This window comes from Actinomadura macra NBRC 14102 (assembly GCF_001552215.1).
Taxonomy (GTDB): Bacteria; Actinomycetota; Actinomycetes; order Streptosporangiales; family Streptosporangiaceae; genus Spirillospora; species Spirillospora macra.
Genome location: NZ_BCQT01000005.1, coordinates 154,928 through 171,749, shown reverse-complemented (window position 1 = coordinate 171,749; position 16,822 = coordinate 154,928). Strand labels below are relative to the sequence as shown.

General features: G+C 70.2%; 11 protein-coding genes. 2 read left to right on the top strand and 9 right to left on the bottom strand.

Annotated elements, in window-relative coordinates; translation table 11 throughout:
* Positions 1–50: 50 nt before the first annotated feature.
* The gene (locus AMA02S_RS08715; RefSeq protein ID WP_067454462.1) at positions 51–3,950 is read left to right on the top strand and encodes a bifunctional glycosyltransferase/CDP-glycerol:glycerophosphate glycerophosphotransferase; all 3,900 of its coding nucleotides are present in this window, start codon (positions 51–53) and stop codon (positions 3,948–3,950) included.
* A gap of 14 nt (positions 3,951–3,964) precedes the next feature.
* Positions 3,965–8,092, top strand: a complete 4,128-nt coding sequence (locus AMA02S_RS08710) for a bifunctional glycosyltransferase family 2 protein/CDP-glycerol:glycerophosphate glycerophosphotransferase (RefSeq protein WP_067454460.1) — start codon at positions 3,965–3,967, stop codon at positions 8,090–8,092.
* 453 nt (positions 8,093–8,545) lie between these two features.
* Here AMA02S_RS08710 and AMA02S_RS08705 read toward each other — a convergent pair whose 3' ends face one another.
* The 9 genes from AMA02S_RS08705 to AMA02S_RS08670 all read right to left on the bottom strand — a co-directional run bounded on the left by AMA02S_RS08705 (position 8,546) and on the right by AMA02S_RS08670 (position 16,789).
* Positions 8,546–9,247 carry a class I SAM-dependent methyltransferase gene (locus AMA02S_RS08705; protein ID WP_067454457.1) on the bottom strand — a complete coding sequence of 234 codons (702 nt, stop codon included), beginning with the start codon at positions 9,245–9,247 and terminating at the stop codon, positions 8,546–8,548.
* Positions 9,248–9,366: 119 nt separating this feature from the next.
* The gene (locus AMA02S_RS08700; protein ID WP_067454453.1) at positions 9,367–10,311 is read right to left on the bottom strand and encodes an SRPBCC family protein; all 945 of its coding nucleotides are present in this window, start codon (positions 10,309–10,311) and stop codon (positions 9,367–9,369) included.
* Between the two features lie 122 nt (positions 10,312–10,433).
* Positions 10,434–11,291: an FAD binding domain-containing protein gene (locus AMA02S_RS08695; RefSeq protein WP_067454450.1), complete on the bottom strand. Its 858-nt coding sequence runs from the start codon at positions 11,289–11,291 to the stop codon at positions 10,434–10,436.
* On the bottom strand, positions 11,288–13,741 hold the full coding sequence (locus AMA02S_RS08690; RefSeq protein ID WP_067454447.1) for a xanthine dehydrogenase family protein molybdopterin-binding subunit: 2,454 nt from the start codon (positions 13,739–13,741) through the stop codon (positions 11,288–11,290). Before AMA02S_RS08690 ends, AMA02S_RS08695 begins: the two co-directional genes overlap by 4 nt.
* Positions 13,738–14,262 (bottom strand): (2Fe-2S)-binding protein, encoded by a 525-nt coding sequence (locus AMA02S_RS08685; protein ID WP_067454445.1) that lies wholly within the window; start codon positions 14,260–14,262, stop codon positions 13,738–13,740. Before AMA02S_RS08685 ends, AMA02S_RS08690 begins: the two co-directional genes overlap by 4 nt.
* A 205-nt stretch (positions 14,263–14,467) precedes the next feature.
* Positions 14,468–15,178: a peptidoglycan-binding protein gene (locus AMA02S_RS08680; protein WP_067454442.1), complete on the bottom strand. Its 711-nt coding sequence runs from the start codon at positions 15,176–15,178 to the stop codon at positions 14,468–14,470.
* Entirely contained in the window at positions 15,178–15,300 is a 123-nt protein-coding gene (locus AMA02S_RS44635; protein WP_281181854.1) for a hypothetical protein, read from the bottom strand. The genes AMA02S_RS08680 and AMA02S_RS44635 overlap by 1 nt, the downstream gene beginning before the upstream one ends.
* A gap of 172 nt (positions 15,301–15,472) precedes the next feature.
* Entirely contained in the window at positions 15,473–15,787 is a 315-nt protein-coding gene (locus tag AMA02S_RS08675; protein ID WP_067454438.1) for a hypothetical protein, read from the bottom strand.
* Positions 15,788–15,796: 9 nt separating this feature from the next.
* On the bottom strand, positions 15,797–16,789 hold the full coding sequence (locus AMA02S_RS08670) for a bile acid:sodium symporter family protein (RefSeq protein ID WP_067454435.1): 993 nt from the start codon (positions 16,787–16,789) through the stop codon (positions 15,797–15,799).
* Positions 16,790–16,822: the final 33 nt, after the last annotated feature.

The following is a 16,822-nucleotide window of genomic DNA, read 5'->3' as shown; positions in this document are numbered from 1 at the left end:
TGGGCCGCTCACCCTCCGGCGGCACCCCGCGCTACCGACCTGGAGGCCCCATGTCACCGAAGCTCAGTGTCGTCGTCCCGTTCCACAACACCGAGGAGTACCTCCGGGAGTGCCTGGAGTCGCTGGCCGGGCAGACCCTCCGCGACCTGGAAGTGGTCATCGTGGATGACGGGTCCACCGACAACGGCGCGGTGATCGCCAAGGACGTGTGCGACCGAGATCCCCGGTTCCGGCTGCTCATGCGCGACAACGAGGGGCCGGGCCCGGCCCGCAACGCCGGGGTGCGCGAGGCCAGGGGCACGTACCTGGCGTTCGCCGACGCCGACGATGTGGTCGAACGCGAGGCCTATGCGCGGCTGGTCGGATCCCTGGAGCGCACCGGCTCCGACTTCGCCTGCGGCAACGTCGAGCGGCTCGACGGTGACCGCAGCTGGCAATCGGTCTTGCATGACGGGCCGTTCACCGAGAATCGCCCGCGGACGCACGTCTCCTCCCACCCGCTCCTGATCCGTGATCGGACGTCCTGGAACAAGGTGTACCGGCGGACGTTCTGGGAGAAGGCCGAGTTGCGGTTCCCTGCGGGCTTCTACGAAGACCCGCCGGTCATGGCGCGGGCACACGCACTCGCCGGCTCCGTCGACGTCCTGAAGGAAACGGTCTACTTCTGGCGCAAGCGCCCCGGATCCATCACCGAGGACCGTTACGGCTGGGACAACATCTCCCAGCGCATGCGCTCGGTCGGCACCCTGCGGGCCGGGCTCGCCGACTACGCGCCGCACCTGCTGGCCGCGTTCGACGAGCACGCCCTGGTGGACGTCGATCTCCGAGTGCTCCTGGAAGCCCTGCCCAGGACGGACGACGAGCACCGCGAGGACCTGGTCGAGATAGGTGCCGCGCTGGTCGAGAAGATCAACCCCCGCGTCCTGAAGAGGTTCCCGGCACTGCTCCGCCTGCAACTGCACCTGCTGTGCCGGCGGATGACACCCGAACTGCTGGAGGTGCTGCGCTTCGTCCATCTGGGGTCGCCGGCGCAGACACCCCGGGTCCGGCGTGGGCTGCGGCCACGCTGGTACGCGGAGTACCCGTTCTTCGAGGACGAGGAGCGCGCCGTCCCGTCCCACGTCTACGACGTGACCGACGAGCTCACGCCGATGGCGGCGATCGACCGCGCGGTGTGGGTCGACGGGCGCCTGCGCATCGAGGGCCACGCCTACATCAAGCACCTGGACTCCTCCACCGAGGACGGCTCCCGAATCCGTGTGTGGCTGCTGGCCTCGAACCGCCGCGGCCTCCTGCGCGTCCCCGTTCAGCGGGTGCGGCGGCCGGACGTGACCGCCCGCTCCCGGCAGCCGGTGGTCTCCTACGACTGGTCCGGCTTCGTCGCAGAGATCGACCCGTCCAGCCTGAGGATCTTCGGCCGCTGGCGCGACGTCGACTGGATCCCCTGCGTCGAGATCATCAACCGCGGGCTCTGGCGTCGCCGGACGTTCGGGAACCCGAGCCTCACCAACCGGCAGTGGCCGCAGGAGCACGAGTGCGCGCCGGGCGTCCTGGTCCAGGCCGTCGCCGGCAAACGCCGGTTCGTCCTGCAGGTGCGGCGGACGGCGGCGGAGATCGTCGGCTGCCATCTGGAGGGTGATGAACTCTGGCTGGACGGCTGGAGTCGGGTCCCGCTGGGCGACGAGCCAAGGATCACCGTCACCCCCCGAACCGGCCGCGCAATGGTGATCGGCCCCATCGGCCGACCCACCGCGCCCATCCCCGCCCGCCCGGCCGCAGCCCTGTCCTCCGCGGTCCTGCCTGTCCCGCTCCCCGATGTGGCCTCCAACGCACCCGCGAATGCGACCGGCGACCCCTTCGCGAGTCCGCCCACTCGGGCGCGTGACACCACCGGGCCGCCCGGCACCACGACCGGTGAGGCCTTCGAGGACGCTCGCCGCATGCCGGTCGATGGCGATGCGAGGGCGGCGATCGGGCAGGGTGAAGGCGCCTTGAGCGGCGGACTGGCCCATCGAGAGGCCGGCCTTGGTCAGGATGCGGTGAGCGGTGACGCCGGCCGGGCGCCCGACGAGATCGGCGATGACGCGGTCCGGTCTGAGAAGGCACTCGGTGTGCTGCGCGCCCTGCCGGGGGCTCGGAGTGAGCGACGCATCGGGAGTGTGGCCTGGAGAGCCGGCCGGGGCAGGGCGGAGGAAGCGGAAGGCGGGTTCCGGGCCAGGCTGCCGCTGGCGGGATTGACCAGACAGCCCGGGGACTGGGAGGTCTCGCTGCCCGGTGGGATCAGGCCGCATCTGGACGAGGCCGCGGCGGGCGCGTCGTTCCCGTTCCCCGGCGGGGAACTGGAGATCGCGAGGACCCGCCGGAACACGCTGCGGATCGTCGTCCGCGGGCGCGTCCTGGTCGTCGACCAGGTGACCTGGTCGGCGGACGGAGCCCTGTGCCTGGCGGGGACGTGTTCCGACGCGGCGAGCCGTCCAGCCGTGCTGGTGTTGCGGCGGCGGCGGTCCAGCGAGGAGCACACCGTCGCGGTGCACTGGGACCGCGACCGTTTCACCGCTTCGTTCTCACCCGCCCGGATGCCCGTGCTCGGGCTTTCCCGCCCCCTCGTCGCCGGTCGCTGGGACGTGCTGGCGACGGCCGGTGGTCAGGAGCAGCCCGTGGTCATCCGCCGGCATAGCCTGCGCGACCTGCCGGAACCGCATGACGCCGGCCTGCACCGTGTCAGCGTGCTGGCCCGCAAGACCGACCAGTTGACGCTGAAGATCGAGACCTCGCTGGACGATGACGAGCGCGGACCCTACGCGCAGGCGCGGCTGCGCTCGGGCCACTACCGGCGGCACCTGAACCTGCCCGTCCGTGACCTGGCGGTGTTCGACGCCTACAAGGGCCGCCAGTACTCCTGCAACCCGCGCGGGATCTACGACGAGCTGCGCCGCCGTGAAACGGACATCGAATGTGTCTGGGTCACCGAGAACGGGCAGTTCGGCAGGCCGACCGGTGCGCGTACTGTCCTGGCGGGAACGCGCGAACACTATGAGGCACTCGCCCGCGCGCGCTATGTGTTCGGCAATTGGTCGCAGCAGCGGTGGTTCGCCAAACGCGACGACCAGACGTACGTCCAGTGCTGGCACGGCACCCCGCTGAAGAGACTCGGCTACGACGTCAAGACGATGCCGTTCAAACGGACCGAGGGCCTCAACTGGATGGAGCACGACGTCCCGCAATGGGACCTGCTCCTCTCCCAGAACGCCTTCTCGGTGCCGCTGTTCCGGCGGGCGTTCGCCTACGAGGGGGAGATCCTCGAGAGCGGCTATCCCCGCAACGACATCCTGAGCAGCCCGCACCGGGAGGAGATCGCCCACGCGGTGCGGCGGCGGCTCGGCATACCGCAGGACAAGAAGGTCGTCCTCTACGCGCCGACATGGCGGGACGACTTCCACTTCGCCATCGGCAAGCGCGCGTTCAGCCTCGAACTGGACGTCGACCAGTTCCGGACGGCACTGGGGCGCGACCACATGCTGCTCCTGCGCACGCACTACCTGGTCACCGACCGACCGAAATGGCGGCCCGGCGACTGCGTCCTCGACGTGTCGGTCTACCCGGACATCTCCGAGCTGTTCCTCATCAGCGACGTCCTCGTCACCGACTACTCCTCCGCCATGTTCGACTTCGCCGTCACCGGACGGCCGATGCTCTTCTTCACCTACGACCTGGAGCGTTACCGCGACCACGTCCGCGGCTTCTACTTCGACTTCGAGGCGGAGGCTCCCGGTCCGCTGCTCGGCACCTCGCGCGAGGTCGTCGAGGCACTGTCCGAACCGGCCGCACTGGACACCGGGTTCCGCGCGGCCCGCGCCGTGTTCGCCGCCCGCTACTGCCCGCACGATGACGGCCGCGCCGCCTCCCGTGTACTCGACCGCGTCCTGCACAACGCCACATCCGCCCACTGAGAACGGAACCGCCCGTGCCGCCCAAGATCAGCGTCGTCGTCCCGTTCCGTGACGTCGAGGAGTACCTCGCCGAGTGCCTGGAGTCGCTGGCCAGGCAAACCTTTCGCGACCTTGAAGTGATCATGGTGGACGACGGGTCGGCCGACGGGGGGCCCATCATCGCGAAGGAGTTCGCCGGCCGCGATGACCGGTTCACCCTGCTCCAGCGCGGCAAGGACGGCCTGGGGCCGGCGCGGAACGCCGCCGTCGAGCGCGCCACCGGCCACTACCTGGCCTTCGTCGACGGTGACGACGCCCTGCCGCCGTACGCGTACGAACTCCTGGTCCGCACACTCGAAACGACCGGATCCGACTTTGCCGGCGGCAACGTGCTCCGCCTGGACGAGGACCGCGTCCGGCAGTCCCCGCCGCACGCCGAGCCCTACGCGGCGACGGTGACCTCCACGCACATCACGCGCCATCCCGCCCTGCTTCAGGACAGAACCGTCGGGAACAAGGTGTTCCAGCGCTCGTTCTGGGACGCGCACCGGTTCGAGTTCCCCGCGATGTCCTTCGAGAACCCGCCGGTGAGCATGGAGGCCCATGTCCTGGCCTCGGCCGTGGACGTCCTCGACACGACCGTCTACTTCTGGCGGAGCCGCCCGGGCCTCCGGCACGACATCGCCGACCTGCTGGCCTCGCTGGAGATGGTCCGGGGAATCCTCGGCGACCGTGCCCCCGCCCTGCTGCCCGCCTACGACAGGTACGCGCTCGACCTGGACGTCCGCGCGCTGATCCACACTCTCCCCACCGCGTCGGGCGAGGACCGCGAACGCCTGCTGGACGCGGGCGCCGACATCGTCGCCGCCGCGTCCCCGTCCGCCGTCGGCGGCCTGGAGGCGATCAAGCGCCTGGAGTTGTACCTCCTCCGCGAGCGGATGCTGCCAGAACTGCTCACCGTGCTCCGCTTCGAGGAGAACGGTCTGCACGATGTACCGACCGTCGTCCGTGGCAGGCGCCGCCAGCGCTGGTATGCCCGCTACCCCTTCTTCGGCGACGCGGAACGCGCGATCCCGAACGACGTCTATGACGTCACCGGCGAGTTCCGCCTGTGGACGGAGGTGGACCGCGTCAGCTGGGACGCCGGCGCGCTCCTCGTCGAGGGCCACGCCCACTTCGACCGTCTCGCGGTGGCCTCCGCCAAGGATTCCCGGATCCGGATCTGGATGCACGACGCCACGACCGGCAAGGAGATCCGGCTCCCCGTGGAACGGACCCCGTGCCCGGAGGCGACGGTCCGGTCGGGGCAGTCGCTGGTCTCCTATGACTGGTCCGGGTTCTCCGTCCGGATCGAGCCGGAACTCCTCCAGGACGGCGACGAATGGCCGACGACCACATGGGAGCTGTTCGCCGAGGTCACCACGGCCGGTCGCAAGGCGGTCCAGCGGCTCACCTCCTCCGAGCCCTCGGTGAACTGGGCGGCCGCGCGCCAGGTGGACGAACACGTCGCCGTCCAGCCCGCCGCCGACCATGGCTTCGTCGTCCACGTCAAGCGCGCCAAGGCCGTGGTCACCGGTTACCGGCAGGTCGGCGGCCTGCTCGAAGTCACCGGCTGGACGAGGCGTGCCCTGGGCGCCGGCGCGGCGATCGTCGCCGCCCGCCGGCACGGCGGCACCGAGGTCCGCGGCGAGGTGACGGTCCGCCCGGCGTCGGGTATGCGCATGGAGCGGGGCACCGGTTTCGACTTCACCGCCACTCTGCTTCTCGACGACCTCCTGTCCGACCCGGATGCCGCCGAGCGCGGCCCCTGCGCCGCCCATCTGCGCGACGCGATCGACTGGGACATTCGCCTCACCGGCGCCGGTGGCCCTGTCCGGCTGACCGTGGCCCGCAACCTCCCCGGGGCCCGTTTCGCCTCCCGCGGCCGCGAGTTCGCCCTCACCCGCACCGCATACGGCAACCTCCGCGGCGTCGAACGCAGCTTCCGCCCCGTCGTCACGTCCGTCGAATGGACCGCCGACGACCACCTGACCGTGAGCGGCGACCTGGCCGACCCCGCCCACCGTCCAGACCACCTGATCCTCCGCCGCCATCGTTCCCACGATGAGCACCACCTCCCCCTTACCTGGGACGGCCCGAAGTTCACCACCACCTTCAAGCCGGGCGCGATGCCCCTTTTCGGAACGACGGCCCCGCTGGCCAGCGGCCCCTGGGAACTCCTGACCCCCATGAACACGGGAACGCAGAGCGCCTCGGTGCCCGGCGGGCCCGCAGGGCAGCCGATCAAGACGAGCGGCGTGGATGCGAGGCACAGGGTGGGGCCGCCGCCCACAGGCCGACCACAGGAACAGCCGGCCCCTGCACGCAGCGAATTGGCCACGCCCACGGCTGTCGCGAGGAGAATCGGCCGGGCGGTCGGAAGAACAGCTGGTGCGAGTGACCAGGAGCCGAGTCAGACACCTCACCCGGGAGGTACGGGCCGGCCCGCACAGCAGCGGCCGGGTACACGAGGTGAGACGGCTTCGCCGGCGTCCACTTTCCAGGGGGCCCGCCAGGCGTTCGGCCGGTCAGCCGGAGCGGGTGGTGTGGAGTCGCAGCAGGCGGCCGGCCCAGGGGGCACGGGTCGGGCTGTTCAACGGCCGCCGGGCACACGAGGTGAAACCCCTTTGTCCCCGGTCACGCCCGAGAGGACCGGAAGGGTGTTCGGCCAGCCTGCTGGCGCGGTGACTTCCTCGGCTGTCGCGTCCGAAGGGGCCGGTCGGGCGTTCGGCCGGTCGGCTGGTTCGCTGGGGGCCGACCGCGCGGCCGGCGAGGGGGCAGGGGAGCGCGCCGAGTCGGTGGCGGGCCCCGACGGGGCCTCGGCCTGGAGCGCCGCAGGGGAAGTCGCTGTCGTCGTCGAACGCGGAGTGATCTCGCGGCTCCCCGCATGGCGGGCCGTGGGAACGCACGAGATCGAGGTCGGCGTCCACCAGACGGATGCGCTGCAACTGCGGAGCCGCACCGTCCTGGCCGAAGATGAGCGTGGCGGATATGCGCAGCGGCTGCTCTGGGAACGTGACTACCCGGTCTATCTGCGGAGCCCGCTGACCGAGACGGCCGTGTTCGACAGCTATGGCGCGTCGCAGTACAGCTGCAACCCCAGGGCGATCTACGAGGAACTGGCGAGGAGCCACCCCGACCTGGAGTGTGTCTGGGTGTCCAACGACGCCCAGTTCGCGGTCGAAGGAGAGGCCAGGACGATCCTGGCGGGTAGCCGAGACCACTATCGGGTCCTCGCGCGCGCCCGGTACATCGTCACGAACTTCGGCCTGCCGGCGGGATTCGTCAAGCGTCCCGGACAGATCTACATGCAGACATGGCACGGCACCCCGCTGAAGCGGATGGGCCACGACCTCACCGACATGCCGTACCAGCGCACCGAAAAGCTCGACTGGATAGGTCAGGAGGTTCCGCGATGGGACGTCCTGCTCTCTCCCAACGCCCTCACGTCCGAGGTCATGCGCAGGGCCTTCCGATACGACGGTGAGATCCTGGAGTCCGGATACCCTCGCAACGACGTCCTGAGCAGCCCTGACTTCGGACGGATCGGGGCCCGCATCCGCGAACGCCTCAGGATTCCCCACGGCAAGAAGGCCGTCCTGTATGCGCCGACATGGCGTGACGACCTGCACCACGCCCCCGGCCGACGCGCCTTCTCCCTGGAGTTGGACGTCGAGGCCCTGCGGCGGACGCTCGGCGACGACCATGTGCTGCTCATCCGGTCCCACCACCTGATCACCGACCGGGACCGCCCCGTATCGGACGGCTTCGTGCTCGACGTCTCCCGCTATCCCGATATCGCCGACCTGTACCTGGTGGCCGACGTGCTCGTGACCGACTACTCGTCGGCCATGGTGGACTTCGCGTGCACCGGCCGCCCGATGCTCTTCTACACCTACGACCTGGAGCGTTACCGCGACCACGTGCGCGGCTTCACCATCGACTTCGAGGCCGAGGCCCCGGGACCGCTCCTTGCCACGTCCGCCGAGGTCGCCGAGGCCCTCCGCACGATCGATGAGGTCCAGGACGTCTACGTGGACGCCTACGACACCTTCTTCGACAAGTACTGCCCCCACGACGACGGCAAGGCGTCGGCCAGGGCCGTCGAATGCCTCCTCACCTGACTCCGGACGAGCAGGAACGAAGGGGCGTCCGAGGCGTGTCCGCAGACGAGCGCTTCGCGCGCAGCCACGAAGGGTTCAAGCTCGCGCTCTAAGGCCCTCGTCAGCGGTCACCTTGTGGGGCGGAGGCCGCGGGGCCAGATCACAGCCTGCGAGGGCGGAGAGCGGCGAGAAGGCTCTCGGGCGTCTTGCCGCGGCGGGCGGGCATCCAGCCCTGGCATGCCTGAATCTCGCTGGGTACAGCGTCCCACCGTGTTCCGCTGCCGGTGGAGGCCGCCGGTGTGGAATCGCCAGATGACCCGCGGACAGCTGCCGCGGCCCTTGGGGACGGACGGATGTTCGGTTGCCTGTCCGTCCAGGGAGTCGGGGTGCGGCGGGGACGGGCGGTGATGGGGGCGCCAGCGCTTTCGGATCGTCGCTGGTCGTCACTCTGGCGTGGCGGGTGCGGAGCGCGGGTCAGCCTGGCTTTTGGGCTCGGGCGAAGAGGGTGGTGCCGGGGCAGGAGTGGAGGGGGAGGCGCCGTTCCAGGGCGGCGGACAGGCGGAGGGCCTCGTTGGCCAGCGGGTGGAGCGGGGCGAGGTCCTCGTAGTGTGCGCTGCGGTGGCGGAGCAGGCGGAGGAAGGGACGGAAGAGGACGCCGCGGCTCCACACCCGGATGGGCAGGAGGCCGGCGTTCTCCAGCAGGTCGGTCAAGGTCCGTGGCGTGTAGCGGCGGACGCGGCCGAGGGAGACGTCGTGCGCCGACCACAGGGACATGTCGGACGGGACGGAGAGCAGCACCGTCCCGCCGGGACGGAGGACGCGGGTGATCTCCGCGGCGGCGCGGGCGTCGTCCTCGATGTGGTCGAGGACGTCCATCGCGAGGACCAGGTCGAAGTGGGACGGGGGGAGCGGGAGGTAGCGGGCGTCGCCCTCGTATGCCTCGACGCCCTGTGCGCGCGCCAGTGCCACGGCGGCGGGGCTGAGGTCGATCGCCGTGGCCTGCCAGCCGTGGGCGGCCAGCTCACGGGAGTTGCCGCCCGCTCCGGCGCCGATGTCGACGGCCTCGCCGGGCATGCTGAACCGCAGCAGTTCCTCGGACAGGATCGCCCGGCGTTCGCGGTACCACCAGTTGTCGTTCTCGATACGCGCGACCCGCTGGAGCTCGATGGTGTCCACAGGACAAGCCGACGGGATCGTGCCCGTCCCGGGCCATTGTCGGCGCCGTCTCCAGGGGGATCGTTGGCCGTGCCTTGACCCGTGCGAGGCGGTGTTCGAAGGGTCGGCCGTCCTCGATGTCAGCGGCGCTTGCGGCGGCGTGTCAGGTAGCGGACGGCCACCGCGAGGACGACCAGGCCGCCCATGGCGGGGACGGCCCGCTTGGCCAGGGACGGGCCGGCGAACTCCAGCAGGTCGATCGCATCGTCCGACTGGGTGTGCTTCTCCGCCGGCTGATCCGAGGTGGGGGTGACCGGTTCGGCGCTGTCGGCTTTGGCCTTCTGCGGGGCGGGGTCGGCCTTGGCGGGGTGCTCGGCCTCGGAGGCGCTGCTCGACGTGGGTTCGGCCTTGGACGCCTGCTCGGTTCCCGCGGTCGGTCCGGTCTGCGGGGCGGCTTCGGTGTCCGGGGTCGGTTCAGCCCTCGTGGTGGGTTTGGGCTTCGGGGCCTTCTCGGACGCGGCGTTCTTCTTGGCCGATCCGGCCTTGGGGGTGGTCTTCGGCTGGGGGCTGCCGTTGGTGCGGGTGGCGGGCTTGGTGGTCGCCTTCGCCTCCGTGGCCTTGGGGGCCTTCGCGGAGGCCGGCGATTCCAGTTCGGCGGCCAGCGCCTTGGCGAACCGGTCGATGATCTTGGAGCCGACCTCGGACAGGATGTTGCGGCCGAACTGTGCGGGGCGGCCGGTGACGTTGAGCTTGGTGTGGACGGTGACGCGGGTCGTGCCGTCCTCTTCCTCGTGGAGGCGGGCCTGGACGGTGGCCGAGGCGGTGCCGGGACCGCGGGCCTCCTTGGCGGCGGCCTCCAGTGTGACCGTGCGGGACGACTCGTCCGCGGAGACGATGCGGGCGGTGCCCCGGTAGGTGATGGTCATCGCGCCGACCTTCACCTTCAGGCGGCCCGTGTACTCCTCGCCGTCGATCGAGTCGAGGGTGGCGCCCGGCATGCAGGTGGCGACGCGTTCCACGTCCAGCAGGACCTGCCAGCCCTGGTCCACGGGCACGGGGACGGTGAAATCGTGGTCGAGTTCCATGATCGCAGTCCTTTTCGTCCGGAGACCTTGTTTGTGACCTTACGACCGTCGGACGGGCCGCCGCCAGTCGGAGATCATGCGGCCGGATCGAAGGGTACGCGGATCCGGCCGCACGATCGTGGTCAGAGCGTGGCGGCGGCCGTCAGGGCCCGGGCGGTGAGCACGGTGGCGAGGTGTGCCCGGTACTCGGACGATCCGTGCAGGTCACCGGGTGGTTCGGTGCCGGACGGGGCGTGCTCTGCGGCGGAGCGGAAGGTGTCCTCGGAGGCGGGGCGACCCTGGAGTGACCCTTCGACCTCGGTGGCGCGGACGGGTGCCGGGCCCATGTTGGTGAGGGCGATCCGGGCGTCCTCGATGGCGTCGCGTTCGCGGCGGACCGCGCAGGCGACCCCGACGATCGCCCATGCCTGGGCCGTCCGGTGGAACTTCTCGTAGTGCATGCCCCACCCTGTGCCCAGTTTCGGGACGCGGACACCGGTGAGGATCTCGTCGGCCTCCAGCGCGGACGTCATCCAGTCGACGAAGAAGTCGGCGGCGGGGATCTCCCGCTCGCCGCGGACGGAGCGGACGAGGAACACCGCGTCCAGCGCCAGCGCCACGGCGGGCAGGTCGCCCGCCGGGTCGGCGTGCGCGAGTGATCCGCCGAACGTGCCGCGGTGCCGGACGGCGGGGTCGGCGACCGTCTCGGTCGTCTGCGCGATCAGCGGGACGTGCTCGCGGACGAGCGGGTCGCGGATCACCTGGTGGTGCGTGGCCATCGCGCCGATGAGCAGGGTGTCGCCCTCGTCGCGGATCTCGCGCAGGGACTCGATCCGGTCGAGGTCGATCAGCGCGTCGGGGTAGGCGAGCCGTAGCCGCAGCAGCGGCATGAGGCTCTGCCCGCCGGCGAGGATCTTGGCGTCCTCACCGGCGTCCGACAGGGCCGAGACGGCGGCGTCGATGGTCGCGGGGCGCAGGTAGTCGAATGTCGCTGGGATCACTGGGCACCTCCGGTGGTGTCCTGCGCGGTGCCGCCGTCGGTGGCCTGCGCCGAGCCGAGGCCGCCGCCCGCGCCCGGCGTGGCGCCGCCGGGCGGTGGTTCCGCGCGCAGCGCGCGCCAGACGCGTTCGGGCGTGCACGGCATCGGGACGTCATGGACGCCGTACGGGCGGAGCGCGTCCACGATCGCGTTGACGACCGCCGGGGTCGAGGCGATGGTGCCCGCCTCGCCGACGCCCTTCACGCCGAGCGGGTTGGACGTGGCGGGGGTCTCGGTGCGGTCGGTGATGAATTCCGGCAGGTCGGCGGCGGACGGGATGAGGTAGTCGGCCATGGTGGTGGTCGTGAGGTTGCCTTCGGCGTCGTAGACGGCCTCCTCGTACAGCGCCTGGGCGATGCCCTGGGCGAGCCCGCCGTGCACCTGGCCTTCGACGATCAGCGGGTTGACGACCTTGCCGACGTCGTCCACGGCCACGTACTTGCGGAGCTTCACCATCCCGGTCTCGGTGTCGACCTCGGCGGCGCACAGGTGCGTGCCGTGCGGGAAGGAGAAGTTCTCCGGGTCGAAGGTGGCGTCGGAGTCGAGGGACGGTTCGACGCCGTCCGGCAGGTCGTGGGCGGCGAACGCGGCGCCCGCGACCTCCTGGAGCGTTCTGCCCTCGTCCTGGACGCCGCGGACGCTGAACCGTCCGCCGGTGAAGTCGAGGTCCTGTTCCGCGGCCTCCAGCAGGTGCGCGGCGACGCGGCGGGCCTTGTCGACGACCTTGTCGCAGGCGGAGTAGAGCGCGATCCCGCCGACGGCCAGTGACCGAGACCCGTAGGTGTCCATGCCTTTCGGTGACACGGCGGTGTCACCGTGCAGTACCTTGACGTCCTCGAACGGGACGCCGAGCCGGTCGGCGGTGATCTGTGCCCACGCCGTCGCGTGCCCCTGGCCGTGCGGGGACGAGCCGGTGACGACCTCGACCTTCCCGGACGGCAGGACGCGCACCGCGGCGTGCTCCCAGCCCCCGGCGCCGTAGGACAGCGACCCGAGCACCCGCGATGGGGCGATCCCACACATCTCGGTGAATGTGGACACGCCGATGCCGAGCTGTACCGGGTCGCGGCGCTCGCGCCGGTCGGCCTGCTCGGCTCGCAGCTTGTCGTACTCGAACAGGTGCAGGGCCTTCTCCGTCGCCGACTCGTAGTCACCGGAGTCGTAGGTGAGGCCCGCGATCGTCTCGTACGGGAACTCCGCGTGCTCGATCCAGTTGCGGCGCCGCACCTCGATCGGGTCGAGGTCCAGTTCGGCGGCCAGCTCGTCCATCAGCCGCTCGATCGCGTAGGTCGCCTCGGGCCGGCCCGCGCCGCGGTAGGCGTCCGTCGGGGTCTTGGTGGTGAAGACGCCCGAACAGGTGAAGGAGTAGGCGTCCATCTTGTAGATGCCGTTGAACATGAACGCGCCGAGCAGCGGGATTCCGGGCGTGACGAGCATCAGGTAGGCGCCCATGTCGGCGAGCAGATCGACCTTCAGCCCGCGGATGCGGCCGTCGCGCTCCGCCGCGAGGGTGAGCCGCTGGATCTGGTCGCGTCCGTGGTGGACGGTCATGTTGCCTTCGCTGCGCGACTCCGTCCACTTGACGGGCCGGCCGAGCCGCCGCGCGAGCAGCAGCGCGATGACCTCCTCGCCGTACACCTGGAGCTTGGACCCGAACCCGCCGCCGACGTCCGGGGCGACGACCCGGAGCCGGTGCTCGGCGATCCCGGTGACCGTGGCGAGCATCAGCCGCAGGATGTGTGGGATCTGCGTGGCCGAGTACAGCGTGAACTCGTCCCCCTCCGGGACGCACAGCACCGAGCGCGGCTCCATCGCGGTGGGGATCAGGCGTTGCTGGACGTATCGGCGCTCCAGGACGACCGGCGCGTTCCGTAGCGCCGCGTCGAGATCGCCGTTCTCGTACACCCACGTGTACGACTTGTTCGTGCCCAGGTCGGTGTGGACGAGGTCGGCGTCCTCGGCCAGCGCGTCCTCCATGTCGACGACGGCGGGCAGCGGCTCGTAGTCGACGTCGATCTCCTCCAGCGCGTCGACCGCCACGTACCGGTCGCGGGCGACGACACAGGCCACGGGCTCGCCGACGTAGCGGACCTCGTCCACCGCCATCGGCGGGTGGTCGGGATGCCGCATGTCCTCGGTGACGACCCACGCGCACGGGAGCGCGCCCTGTTCGTCGGCGAGGTCGGCGCCGCTGAGGACGGCCACCACACCGGGATGGCTCCGCGCCTGCTCGGTGTCGACCCCGGTGATCCGCGCGTGCGCGTGCGGGCTGCGCAGGAACGCCACGTGCAGCGTCCCGGCCGGCGTGATGTTGTCGGTCCAGCGGGTGCGCCCGGTGATGAGGCGGGCGTCCTCGGAGCGCTTGCGCGGTGTCCCGATCTCCTTCGCGGGTCCCTCGGCCGTCGCGGTCATGGCGTGACCTCCCGCTCAGCGGACCGGGGCCGTTCCCCGGATTCCGGTTCGGCGGGGCTGCGCATCTCGCCCGCCGCCCGCCGGACGGCCCGGACGATGTTCTGGTAGCCGGTGCAGCGGCACAGATTCCCTTCGAGGCCCTCGCGGATCTCCTCCTCGGACGGGTCGGCGTTCTCCCGCAGCAGGTCGATCGACGCCATGATCATCCCGGGGGTGCAGTAGCCGCACTGGAGCGCGTGCTCTTCGTGGAAGGCGCGCTGCATCGGATGCCCCGTGCCGTCGATCCCGAGCCCCTCGATGGTCGTGATGTCGCGGCCGTCGGCCTGGACGGCGAGCACGGAGCAGCTCTTCACGCTCATCCCGTCCATCAGGACGGTGCAGGCTCCGCAGTTGCTGGTGTCGCACCCGACGGGGGTGCCGACCTTGCCCAGCCGGTCGCGCAGGTAGTGGACGAGAAGGAGGCGGGGTTCGACGTCATCCTCATACGTCGCACCATCGACCTCGACACGGATACGTGGCATGCGTTCTCCCAGGGACGTCTCGGGGTTGGCTGGAGAGAGACGTCCCTGGGCGGAGCACGCTGGTCTGGCCACGTCATCGGGGCCACCTCCGTGGAAGCGACCTAACGAACGTATGCCGAGGTTGAAGCGTGTACTAGCCCCCGCTGAGATTTGTTTACCCCAGGGTGGCGGACTGATGGGCCCTGGTGCACGCGCACCAGACTTTCTAGTGGACGCGCAGCAGGACGGGCCAGGTCTTCGGCCCGACGATGCCGTCGGCGGTGACACCGCCCCACTTCTGTACCGCCTTCACGGCCGCCTCCGTCGCGTCGTCGAACCTGCCCGTCATGCGGATCTCGGGGTGGCTGCGCGCGACCAGCAGGCCCTGCACGCTCTCGACGTGCTCGCCCGTGTCGCCCTTCGCGAGCTGCGGAAGTTTCTTCACCATGCTCTCCATCCAGTCGGACCCGCCGTAGGCGGGCCGCCCGTACCCGGCGATGACGCCGGAGCCGCGCACGCGGCGCTTGCAGGCGTTGGCGGTGTTGGCCTCGATGGTCTGGAGCCGGCCGCCGCCGAGGACCTTCTCGACGACGCCGACGTGGTCGATCGCTCCGATCGAGTTGGTCTCGTCCCAGTCGAAGAACACGATGTCGCCGGGTTTGGCGCGGTTGACCTCGGCGGTGGTGCCCTTGTGCCAGCGCCCGGCCTTCTGGAAGTCCTCCGCGTGCCAGACGGTGTAGGCGCGGTCCCCGCCGGGCAGGACGGCGTCGGAGTTCCCGCTGTGCCGCGCCCAGTAGGTGACGGCCATGTCGCACCAGGACGCGCTGAGGAACTCGTCTCCGTGTCGGGACGCGTACTCTCGGCTGATCTTATTCGGACGACCCGACATGCCGAGGGACTTGCGGGCCTCGGCCAGCATTCCCGCCGCCGTGCCCATCAGACGTCCTCTCCCTGGTAGGTGCCTTCCGCGTCCGGTTCGCCGTACAGGTCGCTGAGGATCTTCTCTTCATCGGTTTCGGTGGGTCTATGGACATCAGGATGAACATCGACTTTGTCCATGTTGGACATTTCATTCGCGTCAGTTCTCATCTGGGGGGTCACTGCTCCTCCGGAGCGTCGACTTCGCGTCCGTCCCACTGAGTGGATGTCTGTTTACTGACCGTAACGGAGTCACCTCATACATCTCCGGACTTCGCCCTGAAATCACACGACCGAAAGGTAAGAAAACCCGTCACTCGTCGTCAGAGTCACCAGGCGCCAGATGGGTTGACGACCCGGTCAGTGAGCCGTTGGTCGACCCGGGTGACATGCCGCTGGAGGCGCCACCGACCTCGTTGATGATGTCGCTCCCCGGGCTGCCGTCGCCCTTCGCGAGGTTCAGTGATCGGTCGATCTCCAGGATGCTGTCGTTCCCCGCGTCCTCGCCGCTGTTGTGGACGTTGTAGATGTTGAGGTTGACGTCCCCAGGTGCCGCCGATGCCGGAACGGCGGTCCCGAGGGCGATGACGCCGACGAGGACGGCGCCCACGAGGGCCTTGATGATCATGCTGTCCCCTCACGTGCTGATGCCGGCGGGTCGCGGCACCGGCGCGGGACGTTTCGCGAAACGCTGCGCGAGCCATGAACACACCAGCAACTGGAGTTGGTGGTAGAGCATCAGCGGGAGCACCGCGGTGCTGACCGCCGCGCCGGCGAACAGGACGCTCGCCATGGGGAGGCCGCTCGCCAGGCTCTTCTGCGAGCCGCAGAACAGGACGGCGATGCGGTCGGCATCGGAGAAGCCGCCGAATCGCGAGATCAGCCCCGCGATGGTCAGCGCCACGGCCAGCAGCCCGACGACGACCAGCGCCAGGACGCCCAGCTCCGCCGCTTCGAGGCCGTCCCAGACGCCGGTGACGACGCCCTGGCTGAACGCCGTGTAGACGACCAGCAGGATTACGCCGCGGTCGTATCGCGCCAGCAGCTTGCGCCGGGCTCGCACGTGGTCACCGATCCAGCGCTGGACGAACTGCCCGAGCAGGAACGGCAGCAGCAGCCGCACCGTGATGTCGCCGATGGAGCCGAGTGAGAACCCGCCCTCCACCGAGATGAGGGCCGCCGCCATCAGGGGCGTCAGCACCACTCCGGCCAGGTTGGACAGCGAGGCGCTACAGATGGCGCCCGCCTCGTTGCCGCCCGCGATCGAGGTGAGAGTGATCGATGACTGCACGGTGGACGGCAGCACGCACAGGAAGACGACGCCCGCGTGGAGCGCGTCCTCCAGGAAGAGCGCGCACGTGATCCCGAGCACCGGGAAGACCACGAAGGTCACGGCCGAGATCGCCGTGTGCAGCCGCCAATGCCGCAATCCGCGCAACGCCTCGGCGGTGGAGAGCCGGGCACCGTAGAAGAAGAACAACAGGGTGATCGCGACCGTGCCCGTCCAGTCGAGGGCCTCGGCGACACGTCCCCTGGCCGGGACCATCGCGGCGATTCCCACCGAACAGAGAATCGCCGCGATGTAGGGATCGATATGCAGCCGCGTCATCACCGCGGAGACAGCACGCATGTGTTTCCTCGTTCGTCGGCCGACGTGCCTGCC